The organism is Hyphomonadaceae bacterium ML37 (assembly GCA_027627685.1).
Lineage (GTDB): Bacteria > Pseudomonadota > Alphaproteobacteria > Caulobacterales > Maricaulaceae > Oceanicaulis.
The window spans coordinates 540,235-563,797 of sequence record CP091241.1 but is presented as its reverse complement, the minus strand read 5'-3'; the positions used below and the strand labels follow the sequence as shown (position 1 = coordinate 563,797).

Annotated in this window: 25 protein-coding genes; 14 read left to right on the top strand and 11 right to left on the bottom strand. The window is 67.1% G+C overall.

The features are described from left to right. Nucleotides 1–47 precede the first annotated feature (47 nt). The 3 genes from bioB (at nucleotide 48) to L2D01_02890 (ending at nucleotide 1,839) form a co-directional block, all read left to right on the top strand. Nucleotides 48–1,064: a biotin synthase BioB gene (gene bioB / locus L2D01_02900; GenBank protein ID WBQ10736.1), complete on the top strand. Its 1,017-nt coding sequence runs from the start codon at nucleotides 48–50 to the stop codon at nucleotides 1,062–1,064. A 110-nt stretch (nucleotides 1,065–1,174) separates the two neighbouring features. Next, nucleotides 1,175–1,459, top strand: coding sequence for a type II toxin-antitoxin system prevent-host-death family antitoxin (locus L2D01_02895; GenBank protein WBQ10735.1), 285 nt, complete (start codon nucleotides 1,175–1,177; stop codon nucleotides 1,457–1,459). A gap of 23 nt (nucleotides 1,460–1,482) precedes the next feature. Next, nucleotides 1,483–1,839, top strand: a complete 357-nt coding sequence (locus L2D01_02890; protein WBQ10734.1) for a type II toxin-antitoxin system RelE/ParE family toxin — start codon at nucleotides 1,483–1,485, stop codon at nucleotides 1,837–1,839. Nucleotides 1,840–1,845: 6 nt separating this feature from the next. Here L2D01_02890 and L2D01_02885 read toward each other — a convergent pair whose 3' ends face one another. Continuing rightward, nucleotides 1,846–4,017, bottom strand: coding sequence for a penicillin acylase family protein (locus L2D01_02885; protein WBQ10733.1), 2,172 nt, complete (start codon nucleotides 4,015–4,017; stop codon nucleotides 1,846–1,848). Between the two features lie 103 nt (nucleotides 4,018–4,120). On the opposite strand from L2D01_02885, the gene L2D01_02880 reads away from it, so the two are divergent. The 8 genes from L2D01_02880 (at nucleotide 4,121) to L2D01_02845 (ending at nucleotide 10,975) form a co-directional block, all read left to right on the top strand. Further along, a complete protein-coding gene (locus L2D01_02880; protein ID WBQ10732.1) occupies nucleotides 4,121–5,140 on the top strand; it encodes a ligase-associated DNA damage response exonuclease in 1,020 nt (339 codons plus the stop codon). After that, nucleotides 5,137–5,841 carry a ligase-associated DNA damage response endonuclease PdeM gene (gene pdeM, locus L2D01_02875; GenBank protein ID WBQ10731.1) on the top strand — a complete coding sequence of 235 codons (705 nt, stop codon included), beginning with the start codon at nucleotides 5,137–5,139 and terminating at the stop codon, nucleotides 5,839–5,841. Before L2D01_02880 ends, pdeM begins: the two co-directional genes overlap by 4 nt. A gap of 107 nt (nucleotides 5,842–5,948) precedes the next feature. Continuing rightward, complete coding sequence (locus L2D01_02870; GenBank protein WBQ10730.1) at nucleotides 5,949–6,554, top strand: hypothetical protein; 606 nt, start codon at nucleotides 5,949–5,951, stop codon at nucleotides 6,552–6,554. A gap of 53 nt (nucleotides 6,555–6,607) precedes the next feature. Next, nucleotides 6,608–7,306 (top strand): tRNA (guanosine(37)-N1)-methyltransferase TrmD, encoded by a 699-nt coding sequence (gene trmD / locus L2D01_02865; GenBank protein ID WBQ10729.1) that lies wholly within the window; start codon nucleotides 6,608–6,610, stop codon nucleotides 7,304–7,306. A 2-nt stretch (nucleotides 7,307–7,308) separates the two neighbouring features. After that, nucleotides 7,309–7,740, top strand: coding sequence for a 50S ribosomal protein L19 (gene rplS / locus L2D01_02860; protein WBQ10728.1), 432 nt, complete (start codon nucleotides 7,309–7,311; stop codon nucleotides 7,738–7,740). A gap of 94 nt (nucleotides 7,741–7,834) precedes the next feature. After that, entirely contained in the window at nucleotides 7,835–7,960 is a 126-nt protein-coding gene (gene ykgO / locus L2D01_02855) for a type B 50S ribosomal protein L36 (protein ID WBQ10727.1), read from the top strand. Nucleotides 7,961–7,970: 10 nt separating this feature from the next. Next, on the top strand, nucleotides 7,971–8,582 hold the full coding sequence (locus tag L2D01_02850) for an HAD-IA family hydrolase (GenBank protein ID WBQ10726.1): 612 nt from the start codon (nucleotides 7,971–7,973) through the stop codon (nucleotides 8,580–8,582). Nucleotides 8,583–8,662: 80 nt separating this feature from the next. Beyond that, the gene (locus L2D01_02845) at nucleotides 8,663–10,975 is read left to right on the top strand and encodes a penicillin acylase family protein (protein ID WBQ10725.1); all 2,313 of its coding nucleotides are present in this window, start codon (nucleotides 8,663–8,665) and stop codon (nucleotides 10,973–10,975) included. Here L2D01_02845 and L2D01_02840 read toward each other — a convergent pair. Then, a complete protein-coding gene (locus L2D01_02840) occupies nucleotides 10,972–11,565 on the bottom strand; it encodes a thiamine phosphate synthase (GenBank protein ID WBQ10724.1) in 594 nt (197 codons plus the stop codon). The genes L2D01_02845 and L2D01_02840 overlap by 4 nt on opposite strands. Before the next feature lie 5 nt (nucleotides 11,566–11,570). Here L2D01_02840 and L2D01_02835 point away from each other — a divergent pair, with 5 nt between their 5' ends. After that, on the top strand, nucleotides 11,571–12,254 hold the full coding sequence (locus tag L2D01_02835) for a YggS family pyridoxal phosphate-dependent enzyme (GenBank protein WBQ10723.1): 684 nt from the start codon (nucleotides 11,571–11,573) through the stop codon (nucleotides 12,252–12,254). Between the two features lie 6 nt (nucleotides 12,255–12,260). Here L2D01_02835 and flaF read toward each other — a convergent pair whose 3' ends face one another. Continuing rightward, complete coding sequence (gene flaF / locus L2D01_02830) at nucleotides 12,261–12,629, bottom strand: flagellar biosynthesis regulator FlaF (protein WBQ10722.1); 369 nt, start codon at nucleotides 12,627–12,629, stop codon at nucleotides 12,261–12,263. A gap of 9 nt (nucleotides 12,630–12,638) precedes the next feature. Beyond that, on the bottom strand, nucleotides 12,639–13,037 hold the full coding sequence (gene flbT, locus L2D01_02825; protein WBQ10721.1) for a flagellar biosynthesis repressor FlbT: 399 nt from the start codon (nucleotides 13,035–13,037) through the stop codon (nucleotides 12,639–12,641). A gap of 185 nt (nucleotides 13,038–13,222) precedes the next feature. Here flbT and L2D01_02820 point away from each other — a divergent pair, with 185 nt between their 5' ends. Then, nucleotides 13,223–15,019 carry a tetratricopeptide repeat protein gene (locus L2D01_02820; GenBank protein ID WBQ10720.1) on the top strand — a complete coding sequence of 599 codons (1,797 nt, stop codon included), beginning with the start codon at nucleotides 13,223–13,225 and terminating at the stop codon, nucleotides 15,017–15,019. A gap of 13 nt (nucleotides 15,020–15,032) precedes the next feature. Here the strand turns inward: L2D01_02820 and rmuC are convergent, their stop codons facing one another. The 7 genes from rmuC to L2D01_02785 form a co-directional block, all read right to left on the bottom strand. Further along, nucleotides 15,033–16,373, bottom strand: a complete 1,341-nt coding sequence (gene rmuC, locus L2D01_02815; protein ID WBQ10719.1) for a DNA recombination protein RmuC — start codon at nucleotides 16,371–16,373, stop codon at nucleotides 15,033–15,035. Between the two features lie 64 nt (nucleotides 16,374–16,437). Continuing rightward, nucleotides 16,438–17,232, bottom strand: a complete 795-nt coding sequence (pgeF, locus tag L2D01_02810) for a peptidoglycan editing factor PgeF (protein WBQ10718.1) — start codon at nucleotides 17,230–17,232, stop codon at nucleotides 16,438–16,440. A gap of 4 nt (nucleotides 17,233–17,236) precedes the next feature. Further along, nucleotides 17,237–18,673, bottom strand: a complete 1,437-nt coding sequence (locus L2D01_02805) for a YdiU family protein (GenBank protein ID WBQ10717.1) — start codon at nucleotides 18,671–18,673, stop codon at nucleotides 17,237–17,239. A gap of 58 nt (nucleotides 18,674–18,731) precedes the next feature. Then, nucleotides 18,732–19,652, bottom strand: a complete 921-nt coding sequence (locus L2D01_02800; GenBank protein WBQ10716.1) for an alpha/beta hydrolase — start codon at nucleotides 19,650–19,652, stop codon at nucleotides 18,732–18,734. Between the two features lie 103 nt (nucleotides 19,653–19,755). Then, on the bottom strand, nucleotides 19,756–19,986 hold the full coding sequence (locus L2D01_02795; GenBank protein ID WBQ10715.1) for a hypothetical protein: 231 nt from the start codon (nucleotides 19,984–19,986) through the stop codon (nucleotides 19,756–19,758). A gap of 162 nt (nucleotides 19,987–20,148) precedes the next feature. Then, the gene (locus L2D01_02790; GenBank protein ID WBQ10714.1) at nucleotides 20,149–20,706 is read right to left on the bottom strand and encodes a DUF924 domain-containing protein; all 558 of its coding nucleotides are present in this window, start codon (nucleotides 20,704–20,706) and stop codon (nucleotides 20,149–20,151) included. After that, complete coding sequence (locus L2D01_02785) at nucleotides 20,703–22,517, bottom strand: long-chain-acyl-CoA synthetase (protein WBQ10713.1); 1,815 nt, start codon at nucleotides 22,515–22,517, stop codon at nucleotides 20,703–20,705. The genes L2D01_02790 and L2D01_02785 overlap by 4 nt, the downstream gene beginning before the upstream one ends. A 236-nt stretch (nucleotides 22,518–22,753) precedes the next feature. Between L2D01_02785 and L2D01_02780 the strand changes: the two genes are divergently transcribed. Then, on the top strand, nucleotides 22,754–23,410 hold the full coding sequence (locus tag L2D01_02780) for a helix-turn-helix domain-containing protein (protein WBQ10712.1): 657 nt from the start codon (nucleotides 22,754–22,756) through the stop codon (nucleotides 23,408–23,410). Nucleotides 23,411–23,563: the final 153 nt, after the last annotated feature.

The following is a 23,563-nucleotide window of genomic DNA, read 5'->3' as shown; positions in this document are numbered from 1 at the left end:
TGTCTGGATTCCTAGGGTGCGGGACCGATTGATCATCACGAGGCGTCATGACCCATCTTCTAGACGATATCGCTGCCCTGACAGAACCCCGCAACAACTGGACCCGCGACGAGGTGCAGGCGATCCACGACGCCCCGTTCAATGATCTCGTCTTCGCCGCCCAGAGCCTGCACCGGCGCGTGCATCAGCCCAATGCCGTTCAGAAATCGCGCCTCCTCTCGATCAAGACCGGCGGCTGCGCTGAGGATTGCGGCTATTGCAATCAGTCCGCCCATTTCGACACCGGGCTGAAAGCCTCGAAACTGATGGACCCCGATGCCGTCGAGGCCCGCGCCCGCGAAGCCAAGGAGGGCGGCGCCACCCGTTTCTGCATGGGCGCGGCCTGGCGCGAGCTGAAACCGCGCGACGAGCCGGCCATTGCCGAAATGATCACCCGCGTGAAGGCTCTGGGGATGGAGACCTGCATGACGCTGGGCATGCTCTCCGACGGCCAGGCCGAGCGCCTGAAGGATGCAGGGCTCGATTTCTACAATCACAATCTCGACACCTCGCCGGAATACTACCAGCGCATCATCACCACCCGCACCTGGCAGGACCGGATCGATACGCTGGCGCGCGTGCGCGCCGCCGGCATCCAGGTCTGCTGCGGCGGCATTATCGGCATGGGTGAAGGCCGCGAGGACCGCATCGGCCTCCTCACCGAGCTCGCCCGCCTGACCCCGCATCCTGAAAGTGTGCCGGTCAATCACCTGGTCGACGTGGCCGGCACGCCGCTGTCGGGCTCCGCGCCGCTGGACGGGCTCGATTTCGTGCGCGCCATCGCCACCGCCCGCCTGATCATGCCGCGCAGCGTGGTGCGCCTCAGCGCAGGGCGCGAAACCATGAGCCGCGAGCTGCAGGCGCTCTGCTTCCTGGCCGGCGCCGCGTCGATCTTCATCGGCGAGGAGCTCCTCACCACGCCCAACCCGGACCTCCACGCGGACACAGCCCTGCTGGCCGATCTGGGGATCGAGGCTGCGGAGGCGGGTGCAGCGCGCAGGGCGCGGGTGGGGGCGGCGGAGTAGCTAAGCCCTGCGCGTTCCAGCCAGTTTGCAACGCCGCAATTGCACGAATTGCATAAATTGCGTAATTTGCATAGAATGTGCAATTGACTTGCACTGGCCGAGGATCCGCCATGACCCGCAACGCCGTCATCCCTGAAGAGGGCCGCCCCGTTTACAGCGCCACCGAAGCGCGGCGCGAGTTCGCCAATCTGATGGACGAGGCCGTCCATAACGGCCCGGTCTTCGTCCGCCGGCGCAATCAGGAAGCCGTGCTGCTGTCGCGCGCGTCCTATGACCATCTGGTTGCGGTGGAGTTGGCCAAGGATATCGAAGACGCCAAGTCGGCGCTGGACGACTACAAGCAAAATGGCGGCGTCACGCTTGAAGACCTCAAGGCTGAACTCGGGTTTGAGTAGGCCCGGATGTCTGGGAGGGTGGAATGACGCTCCAGATCGTCATCGCCAAGGCCGCCGCCAAAGAGCTCAGACAGCTCGATCGCTCCACGCAGGCGCGCATGATTCAGGCCCTGGAACGCCTTCAGAGGGATCCCCGCCCACGTGGCGCGAAGAAGCTCAAGGGCGAAGACGGCCTGCTTCGGCTGCGCGTCGGCGATTTCCGTGTGATCTATCACGTGTATGAGGAGCGGGTGATCATTGTGCTCCTGATCAAGAATCGCAAGCACGCCTACGACACCCACACCCTGCAATCGCTCGAGGCCAGACTTGACCGCACAGTGGCGGACAATGTCGTGTCGTTGAAACGTCCTCCAGGCCGGCGCCCGTCCGGCTCAGAATAGCCCCCCTCACCGCGCCCCCGGCCTGTAAACCTGCACCGCCGCCGCGCGCACTTCGTCCTCGCCCATGGGCACCCTGCGCCATTCGTGGGCGGCGAACATGGCCATCTGGTCGTCATAGTGGACGTGGCCGGGGCGGTTGGAGGCGCCGAACTGGTGGACGGCCCACAGGGCGAATTCGCCATCGGGCAGCCATTCGGCCAGGAAGGTGAGGCCATCGCCCGCCACCATGCGGTAAGTCCCGTCATCCTGCGGTGCGGGATAGACCGCGCGCAGCACGTCCGGCCCGCCGGAGACCGGCAGGCTCGCATCGCCGCGCACCAGCCGGTTCACCGCGCCCCATTCCGGCTCCAGCGTGCCGAAATGCGTCATCAGGCGCTCGATGGCGGCCGGAACCGTTTCGCTCAGCGGCGGGGGTTCGATTCCCAGCAGCGGCGCGGTGGTGATGGGGGCGAAGGCCTTGATGGCCAGCGCCGCCTGGCGGTTTTCCATATTGGTGCGCCCGTCCCAGGCCTCCAGCACGCGCGCGGCCTCGTCCATCGCCGGGTCATCGCCATGATCCATGGCGAGCCACTGCGCGCGCAGGGCCATCATCTCGCTATCGGGGTGGTAGGCATCGTCAAACTTCACCGCCAGCAGCGCCTCGCGCGACACCGTCTCCAGCGCCGCCATCAGGTCCACCGCCTGCAGGCCGCGATTGGTCATGCGGGTCTCGATCCCGAAGCTCGCCGGGAAGGCGGCGGGGTCCGGGTCCTCATCCGTGCCCGTCACGCGGAAGGGCGAGTGATTGGCCTCCAGCACATAGCCCGACGCCGGATCGATCATGTTGGGCAGGGCGCTCACCGGCGCAAACTCGCTCCAGATCAGGTCTGACCGGTCGCCGGGCAGGACGCCCGACCAGTCGAGGCCTGCCTCCTCCATCCGGAGCGGCAGGCGGGCGCCGTAATAGCGCGCGATGCGGCCGTCGGCGTCGGCCACCACCCGGTTGGTGCTGCCCATGGCGAGCATGTCCATCACGGTCTGATACTCGGACAGATCGCGCGCATGCATGGAGCGCCAGGCCTGCTCCACCGAGCGGATATCGTCATGGGTGGCGTGGCGCAGGGCGAACGCGCCGCGATCATTGCGGATCACCGGACCGTGGGCGGTGCGCTCCACCGGCATCGTCACCTGCCAGGCGAACGGCCCCCACAGATGCACCAGCATGCGCGCCGGGCGGGTCTCCAGATCCACCCACTCGCCGTCGAGCCGGTATTGCGAACCATCATCCGAAAGCGTGATCTCATAAAGGTCGATCAGGTCGGGCGCATTCACCGTCGCCGCATACCCCAGATCCGGGCTCGACCCCACATGCATCACCGGCGAGCCGGGAAATGTGCCTCCAGCGAAGTTCAGCCGCCCGTCGCGGCTGATCATATGGGCTTCATACCAGGCCACCGGGCCTTCCACCGGCTGGTGGGAGTTGATGATGAGGCGCGTGGCGCCGTCATCGGACCTGGCCGGCGCCACGGCGAAGGCGTTGGAGCCGAGCTCGCTGTCGGAAGTTTCCTCCAGCCAGAACACCTGCAGCTCCTGACCCCGCCCCGCCTCGCGTGGGCGCTCGGGCGCAATCAGGTCAGCCAGCACCCGGCCGAGCCCGTAGAACATCGGGCTGTAAAAAGCCGACAGGCCGGCCACGTCCTGCCCGGTCAGCGGATACAAATCGGGCGCGCGCTCGTCCGGGTGCAGGGCGGCATAGTAATTGAGGCCCGCCGCATAGCCCTCCAGCGCCGTGCGCATCTCCACGCTCAGCTGGGTCTCATATTCAGCGCGCACAAGATCGGGCACGCCCAGCGCCTGCACCAGCCAGGCGGTGCGCGCCTCGCTCTCGTCGGCGGCCAGCATTTCACGGCCCAGCGCCTGGCGCAGTGCATCCTGCACCGTCCCAAAATCATCCTCGGCATGGGCGAAGGCCAGCGCGAACGCGGCGTCGGCGCCCGTGGCCCCGATCACCCGGGGCACGCCCCACTCATCGCGGGTGATCTCGGCATCATAGGCCTCAGCCGCCAAAATCGCCGCATCCGGGTCGAAGGATCGCAGCTCCAGCGGGGTCAGGCGCAGCCCGAACACAAAAGCGCCGGCGATTGTCACCACAAGCACCGCCGACAACCCCACAGCGGCCAGTTTTGTCACCCGATTCATGGATTTTGTTCCCCGCTATCCCCTCACTATCCTCACCCTGCCCGGCGGATAAGGCGCGCGCAAGCGGCTGGACCGGGCCGCGCCCGGGCTATATCGCCATGACATGATCCGGCCAGCTGATCTCTTGCGCGAAACGCCTCAAGGCCTGTGGTGCGAACCGGGCGGGTTTTTCATTGATCCGGTGCGCCCTTCAGACCGGGCCCTCATCACCCACGGCCATGCCGACCACGCCCGCGCCGGTCACGGCGCGGTGGCCGCGACGCCGGAAACCCTCGCCATCATGGCGGCCCGCTATGGCGCTGAATTTACTGAAACAAGACAATCGCTTGCCTTTGGCGAGACGGTGCGCATGGGCGAGGTGTCGGTCAGTCTCCATCCCGCCGGCCACGTGCTGGGCAGCGCCCAGGCGCGGCTGGAATGGCGGGGCCTGGTGATCACGGTATCGGGCGATTACAAGCGCCGCCGCGACCCCACCTGCGCCCGTTTCGAGCCGGTCCCCTCTCACATCTATGTATCTGAAGCGACATTCGGTTTGCCGGTTTTCCGCCACCCGGACGATGGGGGCGAGATCGCCCGCCTGCTGGCCAGCGTCGCGGCCAATCCGGGCCGGGCGCATCTGGTCGGCGCCTACGCGCTGGGCAAGGCCCAGCGGGTGATCGCCCTGATCCGGGAGGCGGGATATGACGCCCCGCTCTACATCCATGGCGCCTTGGCCACACTGTGTGATCTTTACCGCGATCATGGCGTGGAGCTGGGTGATCTCAGACCCGCGACCGTGAAGGATGAGGGCGGCGAAAAGACTGATTTTGCTGGCCAGATCATCCTCGCCCCGCCTTCCGCCTTCCAGACGCCCTGGGCGCGGCGCTTCCCTGACCCAGTAATCGCCTTTGCATCCGGTTGGATGGGTGTGCGCGCCCGCGCCCGCCAGCGCGGGGCGGAACTGCCGCTGGTCATTTCCGACCATGCCGACTGGGACGAGCTGACCGCCACTATTCAAGAATGCGCGCGCGAGGCGGTGTGGATCACCCACGGGCGCGAGGATGCGTTGATGCGCTGGGCGCAGCTGCAAGGCCTTGAAGCCAGACCCCTTTCGCTCGCCGGCTATGACGAGGACGGCGAATGAGCGGGCCCACCGGAGAGACCCTGGCGCCGGTCATCACAGTCAATGGCGCACGCCTGCAACCGGATGTGTCGGGCGCCGCGCTGGATCTCGCGAGCAACACGCTGCTGTGTGCGGACCTGCATCTGGAGAAAGGCAGCGCCTTCGCCGCCCGTGGCCAGATGCTGCCGCCCTACGACACCCGCGCGACCCTGACGCGCCTCGCCGGCGCAATCGCCCGCCTCAAACCTGCCTGCGTCATCGCGCTGGGCGACAGCTTTCATGATCTGGGCGCGGACAGACGGATGCATGAGGGTGACGCCAAAGCCCTCACAGCGCTTGTGAATTCCGTCGCGCGCTGGATCTGGATCGAGGGCAATCACGATCCCGTTCCGCCCGCCCGCTTCGGCGGCGAGCGTATGGCCGGGCTGCAGCTGGGCTCGCTGGTGCTGCGCCATGAACCGCAGGCGGGGCCCGCGCCGGGCGAGGTGGCGGGCCATCTCCACCCCTGTGCGCGCATCAACGGAACCGGCCGTTCGGTGCGCCGGCGCTGTTTCGCGACGGATGGAACCCGGCTCGTGCTGCCGGCCTTCGGGGCCTATGCGGGCGGGCTCAATGTGCGTGACGCAGCCTTCACCGCCCTGTTTGCCCGCACGCCCGACGCCGTGGTGATCGGGACGGGCCGGGTCTATCCGGTGCCGGCCGCCCGTCTGCGGCCCGATTGAGACACATGTCTGACGCACCAGCCCGATTGCCAGCGCCCGCAGTCGCGGGCAGGATCGCCCGGCGTTCGTGACCGGCGTGACAATCCGGTTTTTAGGGAGGCCAACGCGTGCTGCTTATGGTCACCGCCGCGCTGCTGGCCGCAACGCCGCCGCCCATGGTTCACCGGCCCGCGCCGCCGCCTCCGCCCCTCGTGTGCGATCTCATCAGGACACCTGACGCCGCCACCCTGACCGCAAGCTGCCCGGATGCACCTGACGCGCAGGCTCTCGTGCAGGCAAGCCTCGACGCGATCCGCCTGCCGGACGGAGTCTGGATCGCCGCGGGCGCGGTGACTGTCTTGCCCGCCGACACGCCGTCAGGCTGGAGCCTGCCTGCGCAGAGGCTCGTGCACCGCCAGCCGGACTTTCCGCCGCGGGCTCTGGCGCGCGGCGACGAGGGACACTGCCTCACGGGCGGTGCGGTAGGCGCCGATGGCGCCCTGATCAACCCGCGCAGCGCCTGCAACACCACGGGGGATGACGAGGTGCGTCAAGCCTTTGTGTATGAAGTACAACGCGCCGCCCTCACGGTGCGCGTGATCGGGGCGCATAATGGCCGTTGCATCGTGCTGCCCATGATATTCAGTATCGGGGGCGATCGCGCACCCCTTCCCGCGCCCGAGAGCAACGAGGTCTGCCCGCCTGAGGAACCGGCGCCTGCCGCCGCACCCTGATCGCCCGCCCCGCCCTTGCACGCGCGGGCGCGCTGGCCCATACACCGCGCGCCATGAGCTTCACCGCCACAGTCCTGACCCTCTACCCGGAAGCCTTCCCGGGACCCTTGGGCGTGTCACTGCTCGACACCGCCCGGCGCAACGGACTCTGGGCGCTAGAGACGGTGGACATACGAACATTTTCCCGTCATAAGCACGCCTCCGTTGACGACACGCCAGCTGGCGGCGGCCCAGGCATGGTGCTGCGCCCCGACGTGTCGGCAGCGGCGATCGACAGTGTGTCCCGTGGGGACAGGCCGTTGATCCACATGACACCGCGCGGCGCGCCGCTCTCCCAGACCATGGTCCGGGACTGGGCGGCCGGGCCGGGCGTTGTCGTGTTTTGCGGCCGCTTCGAAGGCCTCGACCAAAGGGTCGTCGAAGCGCGCGGCATGATTGAGGTAAGCGTCGGCGACGCCGTGCTTGCCGGGGGCGAAGCGCCCGCCATGGTCCTCATAGAGGCCTGCGTGCGGCTGATCCCCGGCGTGCTCGGCAAGATCGAGTCGACGGTAGACGAGAGTTTTGAAGGGGACCTGCTCGAATACCCCCACTACACCCGTCCGCGGGTCTGGGAGGAGCGGGACATCCCGGAAGTATTGCTGTCAGGCGATCATGGCCGGATCGCCCGGTGGCGCAAGGAAATGGCCGAAGAGATAACGCGCGTGCGCCGACCCGATCTCTGGCAGAGATATCAGCGGCGCAAGGGAGAATGACCATGAACCTGATCCAGCAGCTCGAGCAGGAAGAAGCCGTCCGCGTCCTTGGCGAGAAAGTCATTCCTGACTTCTCCGCCGGCGATACGCTGTCGGTCAATGTCTGGATCCGCGAAGGCGAACGCCAGCGCGTGCAGCGCTTTGAAGGCGTGTGCATCGGGCGCGCCGGCGGCGGCCTGAACGAGAACTTCACTGTGCGCAAGATTTCCTTCGGCGAAGGCGTCGAGCGCGTGTGGCCGGTCCACTCCCCGCTGATCGAGTCCATCGAGGTCAAGCGCAAGGGTAAAGTGCGCCGCGCCAAGCTGTACTATCTGCGCGACCGCCGCGGCAAATCGGCCCGGATCACCGAGCGCACCACGGGCCGCGGCATCGAAGCCCGCCCCGCCAAGGGCGCAGCCAAGAAAGCCAAGGTTCAGGTTCCCGGCGAGGAATAGCGCCTTCGCGCGTTGACTCCTCGCGGGGCTTGCCGTAGCAACCGCGCTCACATTTTTTCACCGGCGCCTGGCGCTGGCAAAGCGAGACGAGACGATGAAAATCCGCAGCTCCCTTCGCTCCCTCAAGGGACGCCACCGCGACTGCCAGATCGTGCGCCGCCGCGGCAAGGTCTATGTGATCAACAAGACCGACCCGCGTTTCAAAGCGCGCGCCGGCTAAGCGACGCGCCGTGCCCGGCGCGCGTGCGGTCCTGTGGGATATCGGCAATGTGCTTGCCGACTGGAATCCGCGCCGGCTCTACACCAAACTTCTGACCTCTGACGCCGCCGTGGATGACTTCCTCGGCGGCGTTTGTACGATGGCTTGGCATCAGGCGCATGATCGCGGCGTGCCCATGGCCGAAAACCGCCTTGCGCTCATCGAGGCCCATCCCGAAAAAGCGGAACTGATCGAGGCGTGGGAAACCCGCTGGCCGGAGATGTTCGACGGCTGGATCACCGGCATGAAGGCGCTGGTGGGTGAGCTGGAAACAGCCTGCATCGCGCAATACGCGCTGACGAATTATCCGGCCGAGAAAATCCCGCACCTCTATGACACCTTCCCGTCCATCGCACGTTTTCGCGATGTGATCGTCTCTGGCGATGAAGGCGTGGTGAAGCCTGATCCGGCGATCTACGCCATTGCGCGCGCCCGTATCGGGCTCGACCCGGCCCAGGTGGTTTTCCTCGACGACCGCCAAGAGAATGTGGCCGCAGCGCGCGCCGCCGGCTTCCAGGCCGAGCTGTTCACCGGCGAATCCGCCGCCCGCGCCGCCTTGCGCACCCGCGGTCTGCCGGTCTGACAATGCCCCCTGCCAGCGCGCGCCGCGCCTGATACTCTCCCCTGCGTGCGGCCGGTCACGGTCGCCGGGGAGGGTTATGCATGACACGCTGGTTGATCCGCGGCGCCATCGCGCTCGCCGCGCTGGCCGTATTCACTCTGGCGGGCCTGAGCGCCTATGTGGTGGAGCGTTTCCACGCCTCCAAACCGGTTGAGACCGGCACGCTGATGCTGGACGGTCTGTCCGGCACAGCGCGGGTGGTGCGTGATGCCGACGGCGTAGCGCATATCTTCGCGGACGAAGACAGCGACGTTTATTTCGCCCTCGGCTTCACTCATGCCTCCGAGCGCTTTTTTCAGATGGATCTGGCCCGCCGTTTTGTGCGCGGGCGCCTGTCCGAACTGCTGGGTCCCGACCTCCTCACCGCCGATGTCCGCACGCGCACGCTGGGCTATGAGCGCCTGACCCAGGACATCGCGCAGCGAGTCTCGCCAGAGACACGGTTCGCTGTGGAAGCCTATACCGCCGGCGTCAATGCGCGCCTGGCGCAAGGCGCACCGGCGCCCGAATACATCCTCCTGCGCGCCCGGCCCGAGCCATGGACGCCGGAAGATTCCGCGGCGATGGTGGCCTATCTCGCTCATGATCTGGCCAGCGGCGCCGAGCAGGACCTGGCGCGGGTGCGCCTTGAAAGCGTGCTCGACGCCCAGCGCCTGGCCGAGTTCTTGGCGCCCTATCCCGACTGGGCCCCGACAACGCTGCAGGACGAGGATGTCCGCGACGCCTTCGGCCCGGTGCAGGTCCGCCCCCTCCCGGCGCCCGGCGCGCAATCCCAGCCGGACGCCATGCCCGGCTCCAACGCCTGGGTGGTGTCGGGCGCGCAGTCGCGCACAGGCCGGCCCCTGCTGGCCAATGATCCGCATCTGGGCCTGTCGGCGCCGTCGATCTGGTATCTGGTGCGTCTTGATCTCTCCTTCGGTCCGGTCATCGGCGCCAGCCTGCCCGGCGCGCCCTTTGTGGTGCTGGGCCGCAACGCCCATGGCGCGTGGGGTTTCACCAATACCGGGTTTGACGTCATTGATCTGGTGGCGCGTGATCGCGAGGCGCTGGACATCACCACTCGCACCGAAGCCATCACTGTACGCGGGCGCCGGACGCCCGTGGATATCGTGGTGGAGGATACGGCCGAAGGACCCATCCTGGATCCCGACTGGTTTGATCTGGCGGGCTTTCCCGCCGACGCCGCCGTGGTGCGCCGCTCCACCGTCACCCACCCGGAAAACCGCGTCGCCGACGGTGTGTTCGCCATCATGCGCTCTGAGGGCTGGGACGAATTCGTCGAGGCGGGACGCGGTTGGACCGCGCCCATGCAGAACATGCTCTATGCCGGCGTCGACGGGACCATCGGCTACACCACGGCGGGCCTGATGCCCTTGCGTGACGAGGCCGGCGACTGGACCGGCTTCATCGCGTTCGACGATCTGCCCCGCATCGTCAATCCGCGCGGCGGACGGATCGTGTCGGGCAATAACCGGGTCGTCTCCGACGCCTACCCGCACCCCCTGCCCGGCCTTTTCGACCCCTATCGCGCCGCCCGCATCGACACCCGCCTGGACGAGGCCGAGCTGCATGATGTGGCGGGCTTCGAGGATATCCAGATGGATGTGACCTCACATCAGGCGCGCCGCCTCCTGCCCGCCCTGCTCAGCGCGACGCCGGAAAGCCAGCTGGGCGTGCAGGCCCTGGCCCGGCTGGAGCGCTGGGACGGATCGCTGGACGCGGACGGGCCGGAGGGCCTGATCTTCTCGGCCTGGATGCGGGTTTTGTCCGCCGCCGTGTGGATGGATGAGCTCGGCCCCGCCGCGCCCTGGTTCAACCAGCCGCGCCGGGTGTTTCTCGACGATGTCCTCACCGGCGAGGCGTCGCGCTGGTGCGATGATGTACGCACCAGCCAGACTGAAACCTGCGCGGTGACGGCGGGACTGGCGCTGGACGCCGCTATGGCCGAGACCGCCAGCGCCTATGGCCGCAATATCGACGCCTGGCGCTGGGGCGAGGCCCATCAGGCCCGCTTCGCCCACCCGCTGGCCGATATTCCTCTTGTTGGCGCCATGTTCGAGGTGCGCCAGCCCGTGCCCGGCGACGGCTCCACCATCAATGTGAACCATTTCAGCTATGCGTCGGGCGCGTACGACTCGGTCCATGCGGCCAGCCTGAGGGCGGTCTATGACCTGGCTGACCTGAACCGCTCGCGCTTCATGCATGCGCCGGGACAGTCGGGGCATCCACTCTCGCCCCACTATCGCGATCTGGCGGTGCGCTGGGCGGCGGGCGAGAGCGTCGAGATTCGCGATGACTGGACGCCGGACGCATTGCCCGACGGGGCGCGCCTCCTGACGCTGGCGCCGCGCTAGTCCGACACACCTGCCACCGCCGCGGCGCCGGAAATCCCGAGCCCGCTCAGCCGCGGCAGGGTCGCCCCGGTGACTCCGCCCAGTGCATAGACCGGCAAGCGCGCCCGGCGCGCTGCGGCAGCGATGCGGAACACGCCCATGGGCCGTCCGGCGCTGGGGCTTGCCGATGCAAACGCCGTGGAGACCAGCACCGCATCCACCAGACCCGCCGCGCGCCGAATGGCGCCGGGACGATGAGCGCTCGCAGTCATGACTGGAAAGCGCGCCCGCACCGCCCGGGCCAGCATGCGCTCGGGCCAGTGCACCCCGTCCGCGCCGCAGCGCGCGGCCAGTTCAGGATCCGCCGCGACCAGAAACACCAGATCGCGCGCCCGGGCGATGTCCGCCAGATCACCGGCCATCGCCGCCAGCGCCGGGCGCCCAAAGGTGCGCAATATCAGCCCCGTCCCGGGCGGCATTGCGCGCGCCAGCGCCAGCGGATCGGGCGTCCGGTCCGGGTCGGTCAGCGCGAACAGCGCCGGCAGGCGCCCGCGCGGGCCATCCAGCCTCATCGCAAGCCTTGCCAGCCGCTCCGCTGCATCATACGCCATGGGTCATGTCCGATCTCAACGCCTCCATCGCGCAATCGCGCACCGCCATCCTTGAGCGGATCGCCGCCGCCGCCAAGGCGGGCGGGCGCCCGGCAAACGCCGTGACGCTGGTGGCGGTGTCCAAACAGCAGCCGGATGAGCGCATCGACGCCATGCTCGCCACCGGCCAGTGCGTGTTCGGCGAGAACCGCGTGCAGGAGGCTGAAGCTCGCTGGGCCCATCGCCGCGAAGGCCTGCCGGACCTGGAGCTGCGCCTGATCGGGCCGCTGCAGACCAACAAGGCCGAGGCCGCCTGTGCCCTGTTTGACGTGATCGAGACGCTGGACCGCGAGCGCCTGGCCGCTGCCCTGGCCAAGGCCATGGTGAAGACCGGGCGGTGTCCGCGCCTGTATGTGCAGGTCAATACCGGCCGCGAGACGCAGAAGTCCGGCATCGATCCGGCCGAAGCCGCCGCCTTCGTTGCACGCTGCCGCACAGAGCATGGTCTGGAGATTGAAGGCCTGATGTGCATCCCGCCCGAGGCGGAACCAGCCAGCCTGCATTTCGCCCTGTTGGCCAAGCTGGCGCGCGAATGCGGCGTGGAAGAACTGTCCATGGGGATGAGCGCGGACTACCCGCTGGCGATCCGCTTGGGCGCCACGTCTGTGCGGGTGGGATCGGCGCTGTTCGGCGCGCGTCCAACCGCCTGAAATATCTCAGCTCGCCGCCGCTTCTGCCGCCGGCGCCAGGCCCTGCATGATGGTGCGGTTGATGTCGATGAGGGTGTCAAGATCGGTGTCGCCGCGCATGGCCGCACTGGTTTCTTTTGACACGAAGATCGACAGGGAGATGATCCCGGCGCGCAGATTTTCCGGCAGAGCGTTGCCCGAGCTCGCGCAGTCTGCGGCGAAGGCCGACCAGACCCGGCGATTGCGGTCGAGCGCCTTGGCCTTCTTGCGGATGTCAGACGGACCGGCATCGCGCACTGACATCAGCTCGCGGGTGACAAACCCCATGAGCCGGTACTCGGTGGTGCGCGCATCTTCAGTGCGGGCGCTGGCGGTCTGGTAGGCCTGATATGACATGGAACAGCTCTAACGCCCGCTCGTACCGAGGCGCTCGGCCTCATAGGTGATCAGTTTGCGGCAGCGCAGCAGCGCCTTGTAATACTCGCCGCTCATCACATCGCGGCTCACCTCCACGCATTGCTGCAGGATGTCCGGATTGGTCACGGCGCCCATGAATTCGGTCATGCGCACCACAAACGCATCGTAAAGCCCGTCGGAGCTCGACGAGGACAGATACATCATCATCACGGGGAAATAGATGCGCTTGGCCGGGGTGTCGGCGTCCTGCTCCTGCATGATGTCCTTTTCACGCAGGACGCTGGCCTTGTTCTGAAGCATCAGCGTGGCGCGCCGGTCGCCATTCTCCACAACCGCCCCATTGAGGACGAATCGCTCGCCGGGTTTCAGCGACAGCTTGAGCGGCATGGACAGACTCCCCCGTGACGGATGGCGCACACCAAAGATGGACGCGTCACGCGCACTGTGTCCAGCCAAGGTGAAAAAAGCGTTGCCCTGACCCGGGAAAGCTGCGGCGCGCGCCGCGCCTTGTTAGCGGAACCTTAAGCGAAGCGCGCCTGTCTCGGTTTCAGACCGCCTGTGAGGAGCCTGCCATGCATCCCGTTCTTGATCTTGAAGCCGAGCTGGCCGCCGGCCGCGAAGAGGGTCTGCGCGAAGTGGAGGTCGAGGCCGCCGGTCCCGCCTCCGCCCCCGCCCTCGATCTCGCCGCCATCGCCTTGCGCAAGATCAATCCCAAGGCGCTGGCATTGCTGCGCCGCGCGACCCGGGAAATGGACACCGGCCCCGCCGGCGCTGCAAAGGCGGCGCGCCTGTGCCTGGACGCGCTCACGCTCAACCCCGATCTGCCCATCGCCAATCAGGCCATGGCGCTGGCGCTGGAGCGGCTGGGCCGCCTGTCCAAGGCGCTGGAGTTCTATGAGCGCGCCTGGCGGCTGGAGCCAAACAATCCGGACATCTATTCCAACCTCGCCATGGCGGCGTGGAAGCTCAACATGCTCGACGGCGCGGAGAAATTCCTGCGCCTGCAGCTGCAGCTCAAGCCCCATAACCCGAGCGGCGTCATCAATCTGGCCGGCGTGCTGCGCGACAAGGGCCGCTACGAGGATTCCGTCGAACTTTTGCGCGCCGCGATCTACGCCGCGCCCGAAACCACCGAGTTGTGGAATGCGCTGGGCACCACGCTGATGGACTGGGGCCAGCCGGACCAGTCGCTGACCTTCTTCGCCGAAGCCCTGCGCCTGAAGCCCGGCTTTGCGCGCGCCCATCACAACATGGCCTATGCGCTGGAGCTCAATGGCGACGCGCAGGCCGCCCTGCCCCATTTCGAGGCCGCGCTGGAAAACCCCGCCACGGAACAGGACAAGGTCGTCTCCAGCCACGGCTATTCACACACGCTGCTGGCCGCCGGTCAGATCGCCAAGGGCTGGGAATGGTATGAGTGGCGGCGCAACATGCACTACCGCCACGCCACCAATTTCCTGGTCCCCGGACGATCATGGAACGGGACGGACAAGGGCGAGCTCAAGGGCAAGACGCTGGTCGTGCTCGGTGAGCAGGGGCTGGGCGACGAGGTGCTGTTCGCCAATATCCTGCCTGACGTGATCGAGGCGCTGGGCCCCGATGGGGCGCTGCGCCTGGCGTGTGAAAAGCGCCTCATCCCGCTGTTCCAACGTTCATTCCCCAACGCGACAATTGCGCGCCACTACACGATCGAACGCGAAGGCCGCCAGCATCGCAGCGCGCCGGATCTGGTGCGCGAGGGCGACCATGACCATTGGTCGCCCATTGGCAGCCTGATGCGCGCCTTCCGGCCTGATACGCAGAGCTTCCCGGACCGTCCCGCCTTTCTGATCGCTGACGAGGCGCGGGTAGAGGCGTTCCGCGAGCAGCTCGCCGCCATGGGCCCGGGTCTGAAAGTCGGCCTGCTCTGGAAATCGCTGAAGATGGACGCCACGCGGTCCAAACACTTCGCCGCCTTCGATCTGTGGGCGCCGGTCCTGAAGACCCCGGGGGTGACCTTCGTGAACCTGCAGTATGGCGAAACCGCAGACGAGATTGCAGCCGCGGAAAAGCGTTTCGGCGTGCGCATCCATACGCCTGAAGACCTTGATCTCAAGAATGATCTCGACGGCGTGGCGGCCATCGGCAAGGCGTGTGATCTGGTGCTCGGACCGATGAACGCCAGCACCAATCTGGCGGCAGCCGTGGGCGGGAATGTCTGGTTCATCCGCCCCAGCCTGGTGACCTGGGCCATGCTCGGCCAGCGCGAGATGCTCTGGTATCCCCAGACCCGCACCTTCGCCGGGAAAGTCTATCGTGACTGGACCGGCGCGATGGCGGCTGTGACGCAGGCACTGCAGGACTACGCCGCCAAGCGCGCTGCGGCCTGAGCGGTCCGATGCGTCAGCCGCGCCCGTCTTCGATGGCGGGCGGGGCCTCGGCCTCGTCAACTTCGTCTTCGCCTGCCGAATCCAGCCAGTTGTCGCCCAGACGCTTCTTGGTGCTGGCGCCGAGCTTTCTGAGCGTCTCCACCTGCGAGACCAGATTGCCCCGGCCATCCACCAGCTTCTTGCGGGCCTCCTCCCAGCTGCCGCGGGCGCGGCCGATCTGGTCGCCCACCTTGTCGAGATCGGTGAGGAAGCCTTCGAATTTGTCATAGAGCAGGCCGGCGCGCTGCGCGATGTCGCGGGCGTTCTGGTTCTGGCGGTCGATGGTCCACAGATTATGGACCGTGCGCATGGCCATCATCAGCGTGGTGGGCGTGGCGATCATGACGTCACGCTCCCAGGCGAAGGCGGCCAGTTCGGGATCATTCTGCAGCGCCACCGAGGCAGCACCCTCCAGCGGAATGAACATGAGCGTGAAGCTCACCCCCTCGTAGAGCTGGGCGTAATCCTTGTCCCCCAGCGAGCGGATATGGGCGCGCACCGAGGCCAGATGGGCTTTCAGCGCCGCGCCGCGATCCTCGTCAGTCTCGGCGTTCACGCAGCGCTCGAATGCGGTCAGGCTGACCTTGGAATCGATCACCAGGCGTTGGTTATTGGGCATGGCGACCACCACGTCCGGACGCAGGCGCGCCCCGTCCGGTCCGGTCTCGCTGGTCTGGGTCTGGAATTCCGATCCCTCGCGCAGGCCGGCCTTCTCCAGAATGCTGGAGAGCACCATCTCGCCCCAGTCGCCCTGGATTTTCGACTGCGAGCGCAGCGCGTTGGCGAGATTTTTGGCTTCGCTGGACATGGTGCGCGCATCCGCGTGAAGGGTCTGCACCAGCTGATGCAGGGCGGAGGTCTGGCCGACGCGCTTTTCGGAATCCTCCACCACCTGTTTACGAAAGCCATCGAGCTGTTCGCGCAAGGGCTTGAGCATCTCAGTGAGGGTAGTTGTGCTGCGGGTATGCAGCTCCTCGCCGCTGGCTTTGAGCACTTTGGCCGCGGTCGCTTCGAACGCTTCTGACAGGGCGTGGCGCGCCTTCTCCAACTCGGCGAGCTTTTCGGCGTGGTGCGTGCGAGCGGCGGTCATTTCCGCTTCCATCCGGGCGATCCGCTCGCGGGCTTCGGCAAGTTCGCTTCCGCGCGCCTCGGCATCGGCGCGCCAATCATCGCGTTCGGCGCGCACCTCGTCGAAGCGCGCCAGATCGACGCCCGCAGGGGCCTGCGGCTTGCGCACCGCCAGCACGATCAGCACCGCCAGGATCGCCGCGACCCCGCCCAGATAGATCCAGGATTCCATAGCCAGTTGCATCATGAACGCAGCCTCCTGCCCCGCTTATCGCGGCGGCGCCGGATTCGCACAAGGGCCGGGACCGAGATCAGCCGGGGGTAAGCGCGATAATCCCGCACTGGCCGCCAAACGCGCCGGCATGCCCGTCGCGCGCCGCCCGGCGGCAGGAGAAGAAGCGCGCCTCGTCGGCAAATGTGCAAAGGGGCAAGCGCGCAATGGCATCGGTGCTGACGCCCGCTGCCACAAGCTGGCGCGCGCAGGCCCCGGCCACGTCCAGCCCCGCCCCGCCTTGCGCGTCGCGCGGACCCGCAAGCGCCTCGTCCAGCGCGCCGAACTCGGCTTCAAACTGCGCCAGAACTTCCGGCCCGACCCGGTAATTGGGCCGCGACACCGCCGGGCCAATGGCGGCGCGCACGGCGCCCGCCCGCGTGCCGTAAGCCGCCTGCATCGCCGCCAGCGCCGCGGGGATGACCCGCGCGATGACCCCGCGCCAGCCGGCATGGATCGCCGCGATAGCCTGGTGTTCGGGGTCGTGCAGAAGCACCGGCGTGCAGTCCGCCGTCTGGGCGCACAGGGCGAGGCCGGGCCGGTCGGTGATCAGCGCGTCGCCCTCGCCCGCCGACCAGACGCCTTCGGGCTTGCGGTCCACGCGATGGACGACCGCGCCATGCACCTGATTGAGAAACACCAGCTCGACCCCGCCCAGCGCCCGCGCCACCCGCGCCCGGTTCTCCTCCACCCGCGCCTTGTCGTCGCCGCGCGACCAGGACAGGTTAAGGCTGGCATAGGGCCCCTCGCTGACCCCGCCGGTGCGCGTGGTGAAGGCATGGACGACCCCCGGCGCGGCGAAGCCCGGCGCGGCCAGCAATTGCAGTTGGTCCATCACATCAGTCCTGCAGAAATCCGGGCTGCCCTTGTCCCAGATCATAGCCCGCCCGGGCCTCGCCGATAGCCTCCAGCGCCGCTTCAAACGCGCTCCAGTCATCGTTTTCGGCAATCGGCGCCCAGAGCCCCTCAACCGCCTCGATCACCAGATGTACCGGCTCGGATCGCGCGAAATAGGCATGCTCCAGGCGCTCGGGCCGCACCGGCTCCCGGGCGGCCACGCCGTCACGGACGGATGCGAACAGCTCGGACTTGTAAGTCCCGGCCCGCGGGCTCGCCAGCGCGCGCCCCTGATCGCCGCAGAACCAGTCAAAGAACACCGCCTCGAAGGGCAAGCGGGTGACCTTCATCGCGTCGAGAAACGCCGTCACGAACGCACCATCGGCCTCGTCATCCAGCGCCTCCAGCCCCAGCCGGTGCAGGAAGGCGGTGCGTACAGCGCGCTTGTAGTGTTCGGGGAAGCCCGACAATGCCTCGATCAGCGCCTCGCGCTCGGCGATCAGGCTGAGCGCACCGCCCAGCTGCTGCAGCGCCCAGAACACCGATTCCGGCTGGCGGCCATAGGCGTAAAGCCCCGAGTGATCGAAATAGGCGGCGGTGAAGCCCGGTTCAAAATGCGGCAGGAAGCGCCAGGGGCCATAGTCAAAGCTCTCGCCCGTCACCACCAGATTGTCGGTGTTGAGAACGCCGTGGACGAAGCCCGCCGCCATCCACTGCGCCGCCAGCTGCGCCGACCGGCGGCAGGCCACGTCGAGCAGGCCGACTCCGAGGCCGCCCGGATGCGCGCCCGCCTCGGGCACCAGGCTCTCAACGGCATAAGCCGCCAGCTCGCCCACCAGGTCGGAGCGGTCGAAATAGGCATGTCGCTGGAAGGCGCCAAACCGCACATGGGAATGGGAGAGGCGCGTCAGCACGGCAGAGCGCGTGGGTGAGGGCTCATCGCCGCGATGCAGCGCCTCGCCGGTCTCGTACACGCAGAACGCCTTGCTGGTGTAGACGCCCAGCGCCTCCAGCATCTCGGCCGCCAGCACTTCGCGCACCGCGCCTTTCAGGGTGAGGCGTCCATCGCCGCTGCGCGAATGGGGTGTCTGGCCTGATCCCTTGGTGGCGAAGTCCAGCAGCCGCCCGCGGCTGTCGCGCGCCTGGGCGAACAGAAAGCCGCGCCCGTCGCCGATCTGCGGGTTATAGGTGCGGAACTGGTGGCCATGATAGCGGATCGCCAGCGGCGCGGACTGATTGTCCGGCAACGGCTCAAAGCGGTGAAAGTGACGCCGTCGCGCTTTCGCGTCGAGCCCGTCCAGCCCCATTTCGCGGGCCCAGCGATGGTTCCAGTAGCGCGGCTCGGCCTTGGGAAAATCGGCCGGCGCCACTGCGTCGGCGAAGTCAGGCCCGAGGGCGGCGAAGCTGGGGTCAGGCCGGTAGGCCGGGGGCAGGATCATACCCGTTGAGCTAATGTCCGGACGGCGGAGATGCAAGCAGGGGATGCCGGACGGGCGCTCATGCATAGGCTTTCGCCAGCGCCTTGGCGGCATGCTCGATGGCCGGAATACAGGCCGGCGCCAGACGTGACATGTTCAGGAATCCGTGGGGCGAGGCGTTCCACAGCTTGAACGTCACGGGCACGCCGCTGGCCGCCAGCCGCTCGGAATAGGCGCGGTCCTCATCCATCAGCGGGTCAAATTCAGCGGCCAGGATATAGGCGGGCGCCACGCCCGACAGATCGTTTTCAAACAGGGGCGAGGCGCGCAGATCCGACGCGTCGGCGCCAGCCAGATACACCTTCACAATATCCTCCAGCAGGCGCACCGACAGGATCGGTCCCTCCTGCCAGCGCGGACGCGCCTTTTTCACCTCGGCCAGCTGCAAGAGCGGATAGATCAGCAGCTGAAACGCCAGCCGCCCGCGCGCATATTGCGCCAGCCCCGCCGCCAGATTGCCGCCGGCCGAATCCCCGCCGACGGACAGCTTCGCCCGATCAAATCCGTGCTCTGACAACGCCCCGCCGAGGGCGGCGTCCAGCACCGCCCGCGCATCGTCCACGGCTGCCGGGAACGGGTGCTCGGGCGCCAGCCGGTACGCCACCGAGCAGACCGGCACGCCGGACACCGCCGCCAGCCGCTGGCAAAGGGCGTTGTGGCTGCCCAGCCCGCCGACCATGAAGCCGCCGCCATGGAAGAACAGAAGGCCCGCGCCCTCGATGGCGCCATAGGGCCGGTAGACCCGAGCCGCCAGATCGCCTTCCGCACCCGGCAAAGTGATATCGTCGCAATGCTCTACAGGCGGCGGCGGCACGTCGAGCAGATCGCGCGCGCCCGCCAGCGCGTCGCGCATGGCCTGCGTGGTGCGCTGGGTGCTGAACAGCTCCGCGATCCCGGACTGCTCCATCCACTTCTCAACAGTGTTCTGATCTCGGCTCATCAGTCAGGCAGGCTCCGGGCGAGAGGCAGTTCTTGTGCACATGCAATATCACACCGGACCATGACCGGAATACGATCATGGATCATCCTGTCATTCGCCAAAATCAATGCAGGCGCACGGGCTGGCTGCGCACGATCCGGCCCGACAGCGCATCCTCGATCTCCGAGCGCAGGGCGCGCCAGGCGTCGGCGCACTCGGCCTCGCCCTGGTCTTCCATTTCCCACACCGCCTGATCGGCATAGCCCAGCGCCTGGGCGCCGTGGCGCTCCACCAGGGTGAAGGCAATCATGCGGATATCCTGGGGCGTGATGCGGGACGGACGGGCGGCGGGCATGGATGAGCTCTCCAGCAATGAAACCTGTGCTCCGGTCTGCAAGCCGCCTGCCAGAGCGAGCGCATGTAATTTCAACGCGTTAGCCGAGGCGCACGCCCGGCGCGCCGAGTCATCCCTGCCGGGGGGCGTGTTTTGCCGGGCGCCGGATCGGCGGCGGACGGGTTAGCCCGGGCGATATCCGCCAGATTTGAGCCATTCGGCTTCTTCGCGCGTATCGGGGCGTCCCAGCACCGCGTTGCGATAGGGGAAGCGGCCAAACTGCGCGATGATGTCGCGGTGGGCCACTGCATGGCGCAGCGTATCGTTTCCGGCGGGCAGCCGCTCGTCGCACAGGCGCACGCACAGATCCTGATCGGCCAGAGCTTCCGAATGCATGAAGGGCATATAGGCGAATACGCGCCGGTCGGGCGCCAGCGCCATGTCCTGACCGGCGTCCAGCATCAGGCGCGCCGCCTCCAGCCCCAGCGCGTCCAGCGAGAAGGCGGCATTGGAGCCGCGCCAGATATTGCGGGGAAACTGGTCCAGCACCAGGACCAGCGCCAAGGCGCTGTCGGCCTGCGCCATCCAGGGATGGCCGTCCACCGTGCGCACGGTGCGGTAATCATGGGCCATCCTGCCGAAGCGCCGGCGCACGTCAGCGTCGAACGCCGGGCCGCCACCGAACCAGCGCTTGGGCCCGGCCTCGTTGAACCAGAATTTGAGGATCGCGTCGGGCGTCAAACCCGCCGCTCCCCGCTTTCGATCTGCCGGCGAATCTCCGGCGTCAGCGGCACATACCGCCCCGCCTCGGAATCGTCGACATAGACCGGATCGGTGATGGTCTCGGGGTCCCAGCCTTCCTTGACCAGATCGGCCTTCTTCAGCTTGAACGTCCCGGTGGTGTGCATCTCCGGCGTTTCCTTGTGCAGCCGGATGAAGAGCGGGCGGGCATAGGCGGCCAGCTCGCGGTGCACATGGGCATGCAGGGCGTCCAGATCGAAGCCGTCGGCCACGATCAGCGCCGCCATGCCGGCGCGGCCGGGATAGCCCTCCACCTCCACGCCATAGACATTGGCCTGGACCACATGGGGGTGAACGCCCAGCGCTTCTGCGACTTCGTTGGTGGACACATTCTCCGACTTCCAGCGGAAGGTGTCGCCGATCCGGTCGATGAAATAATAGTACCCCAGCTTGTCCGCCTTCATCAGATCGCCGGTGCGGAAATACCGGTCGCCCTCGGCGAACACGCCGGTGAGCACTTTCTTTTTCGTCGCCTCTTCATCCTCATAGCCGTCAAAGCGGTAGCGCGCATCATCGTGGCGGATCTCGCCAATGGCCTCGCCCACCTCGCCGGGCTGACAGGGGATGCAGCGCCCGTCCGCGCCGCGAACCGGCTCTTCCTTCTCCACGTCAAAGCGCACCAGCTTGATGTTGAAGCGCTTCTTCAAAAGCGGCGGCACCCGGCCGATGGCGCCCGGCTTTGAATCCAGATTGAGCAGGCCGACATTGCCTTCGGTCGCGCCATAGAATTCCAGAATGCGCGGAATGCCCGAGCGCTCCACGAAGCGCGGCCAGACATCGGGGCGCAAGCCATTGCCGATGGCCACGCGGATTTTGTGCTTTTTCTCCTCAGGCGCCGGATCGGCGGCGACCAGAAACCGGCACAGCTCACCGACATACATGAACATGGTCGCCTTGGTCTCAACCGCATCGGCCCAGAACCGGCTGGCGGAAAACTTGCGCCGCACGATCACCGCTCCGCCAAACGACAGGCCCGCGCCCACCCCGCACAGCCCGCCTGTGGCGTGATACATGGGCAGAACCATCATCATGCGGTCGGATTTCTTCGCCTTCGCCGCCACGCCGAACACCTGCAGATAGTAGAGCGCGCGGGTGTGGGCCACGATGGCCGCCTTGGGCAGGCCGGTGGTGCCCGAAGTGTACATTTTCAGGCACGGATCCTTGGCGCGCAGATGCGCCCGCCGCGAACGGTCAGGCCGCGTATCGGACGTCCCGGCCAGCGCCGCGTCGAAATCGGATGCGTCCTCGATTTCGCCCTGGGCGCCGTCGGTGACCCAAACCCGGGTCTTGCCGTCCAGCGCGTCGCGCGCCGTCAGATACTGGCCCGCCAGCGCGCCCTCCACGATCAGATGATCAGCGCCTGCAATGGTGACGCCATGGGCCAGCGCCTGGCCCTGGACCTGATTGTTGAGCAGGGCGGCGATCACGCCCACCTTGGTCAGGCCATACCAGACCGCCACATATTCCCAGCGATTGCCCATATACAGCGCCACCGTGCCGCCCGGCTCGACGCCCGCCTCCACGGCCCAGTTGGCGATCCGGTTCGCATAGGCGTCGAACTCGGCATAGGTGATCTGGCGATTGTCTTCATCGAGGAAGGCGACCCGCTTGGCGTGCGCATCCACGCTCGCCTCCAGCAGATCGGGCGTCAGCGTTTCGGAGTCCGGGGTGATGGACTGGAGCGCGCCGAGCAGGCGGCGCAGCTCGGTAATGTAGAATAATTCCCGGCGGATCGCCGATATCAGACCCATGATATATCCCTCCCGGAGCGCGGCGCGCTCGGCCAGCGCGTGCTTTGACAGGACAGTACGGCGAGGGCGGCGAGGGTCAAGAACGCCGCGGCGCCCGGTGCGCAGCCCTTTCACGCATCGCTTGAATGAACATAATCAGTGATCATGTGCATAATTTATTCATATTGACTGCAAACCTGATATGGAAATGTCCGTCGTGGCCGATGGCTGATTTTGCAGAAGGGCTCTCAGGATCAATGATCTGGGGCAATGAACTGCGCGCCTTCCGGGCGCGTAACAATCTCAAGCAGGCCGCGGCCGCCGATCTTCTCGGGGTGAGCCAGGCCTATATCTCGCGTCTGGAAGGCGGCGTGCAGCGCCCGTCAACCGAGGTGGAAGCGCGCCTGCGCGCCGTTCTGACAGCGCCCGAACACCGGCCCGTCTTTGAATCGTTCAAGGCCGTCGTCGAATACTCCCCTCACGTGATGTATCTGCTCAGCCTGCGCGATGGCGCCCTGTGGGTGGAAACCGCGAGCCATGCCGCGATCAAGCTCAGTGATACGCTGGCGCCGGGCGCGCCGGCGCTGGAAATCGGCTCGGCCCTTGATCCGGGCGACACGCCGGAGGTTTGTGCCGGCGTCAGCGCTCTGATTGACAGAGGCGGATTTGACGGCCGGATGGCGCTTATGGAGGCGGTCTGGTCGGCGCAGGATCGCGTCACGGGCGCCCCGCTGCATTTCTGCAGCACGCTGGTGCCGGTGCGCGACGAGACGGGACGCTGGTTCATTCACGGCACGACGCAACCGGTCGCCGCGAACGAGTTTGACGACCTGATTCGCCAATGGGACGGTCCGGTCGGGGTCCAGGGCTTCGATCAGCTGCCGGGCGCCCGGGCGCGGGCCATGGCGGGCTGACGCGTCGGCCGGGCGCCGCCTGGTGCAGTCCAGCCCCGTGGCATATTCTCATGCCCTGCCTGCAAGGGCTTGGCGCCCGGCGCTGCATTTCGTTTATACCGCCCCTTTCGTGATCGCCGCGCGCTCCCTGCACGGCGCGCAATCTGACGCGAA

What these genes read in the sequence shown, in the direction of transcription:
- bioB (WBQ10736.1), top strand. Translation starts at nt 48, where the DNA reads ATGACCCATCTTCTAGACGATATCGCTGCCCTGACAGAACCCCGCAAC.
- L2D01_02895 (WBQ10735.1), top strand. Translation starts at nt 1,175, where the DNA reads ATGACCCGCAACGCCGTCATCCCTGAAGAGGGCCGCCCCGTTTACAGC.
- L2D01_02890 (WBQ10734.1), top strand. Translation starts at nt 1,483, where the DNA reads ATGACGCTCCAGATCGTCATCGCCAAGGCCGCCGCCAAAGAGCTCAGA.
- L2D01_02885 (WBQ10733.1), bottom strand. Translation starts at nt 4,017, where the DNA reads ATGAATCGGGTGACAAAACTGGCCGCTGTGGGGTTGTCGGCGGTGCTT.
- L2D01_02880 (WBQ10732.1), top strand. Translation starts at nt 4,121, where the DNA reads ATGATCCGGCCAGCTGATCTCTTGCGCGAAACGCCTCAAGGCCTGTGG.
- pdeM (WBQ10731.1), top strand. Translation starts at nt 5,137, where the DNA reads ATGAGCGGGCCCACCGGAGAGACCCTGGCGCCGGTCATCACAGTCAAT.
- trmD (WBQ10729.1), top strand. Translation starts at nt 6,608, where the DNA reads ATGAGCTTCACCGCCACAGTCCTGACCCTCTACCCGGAAGCCTTCCCG.
- rplS (WBQ10728.1), top strand. Translation starts at nt 7,309, where the DNA reads ATGAACCTGATCCAGCAGCTCGAGCAGGAAGAAGCCGTCCGCGTCCTT.
- ykgO (WBQ10727.1), top strand. Translation starts at nt 7,835, where the DNA reads ATGAAAATCCGCAGCTCCCTTCGCTCCCTCAAGGGACGCCACCGCGAC.
- L2D01_02845 (WBQ10725.1), top strand. Translation starts at nt 8,663, where the DNA reads ATGACACGCTGGTTGATCCGCGGCGCCATCGCGCTCGCCGCGCTGGCC.
- L2D01_02840 (WBQ10724.1), bottom strand. Translation starts at nt 11,565, where the DNA reads ATGGCGTATGATGCAGCGGAGCGGCTGGCAAGGCTTGCGATGAGGCTG.
- L2D01_02835 (WBQ10723.1), top strand. Translation starts at nt 11,571, where the DNA reads ATGTCCGATCTCAACGCCTCCATCGCGCAATCGCGCACCGCCATCCTT.
- flaF (WBQ10722.1), bottom strand. Translation starts at nt 12,629, where the DNA reads ATGTCATATCAGGCCTACCAGACCGCCAGCGCCCGCACTGAAGATGCG.
- flbT (WBQ10721.1), bottom strand. Translation starts at nt 13,037, where the DNA reads ATGCCGCTCAAGCTGTCGCTGAAACCCGGCGAGCGATTCGTCCTCAAT.
- L2D01_02820 (WBQ10720.1), top strand. Translation starts at nt 13,223, where the DNA reads ATGCATCCCGTTCTTGATCTTGAAGCCGAGCTGGCCGCCGGCCGCGAA.
- rmuC (WBQ10719.1), bottom strand. Translation starts at nt 16,373, where the DNA reads ATGATGCAACTGGCTATGGAATCCTGGATCTATCTGGGCGGGGTCGCG.
- pgeF (WBQ10718.1), bottom strand. Translation starts at nt 17,232, where the DNA reads ATGGACCAACTGCAATTGCTGGCCGCGCCGGGCTTCGCCGCGCCGGGG.
- L2D01_02805 (WBQ10717.1), bottom strand. Translation starts at nt 18,673, where the DNA reads ATGATCCTGCCCCCGGCCTACCGGCCTGACCCCAGCTTCGCCGCCCTC.
- L2D01_02800 (WBQ10716.1), bottom strand. Translation starts at nt 19,652, where the DNA reads ATGAGCCGAGATCAGAACACTGTTGAGAAGTGGATGGAGCAGTCCGGG.
- L2D01_02795 (WBQ10715.1), bottom strand. Translation starts at nt 19,986, where the DNA reads ATGCCCGCCGCCCGTCCGTCCCGCATCACGCCCCAGGATATCCGCATG.
- L2D01_02785 (WBQ10713.1), bottom strand. Translation starts at nt 22,517, where the DNA reads ATGGGTCTGATATCGGCGATCCGCCGGGAATTATTCTACATTACCGAG.
- L2D01_02780 (WBQ10712.1), top strand. Translation starts at nt 22,754, where the DNA reads ATGATCTGGGGCAATGAACTGCGCGCCTTCCGGGCGCGTAACAATCTC.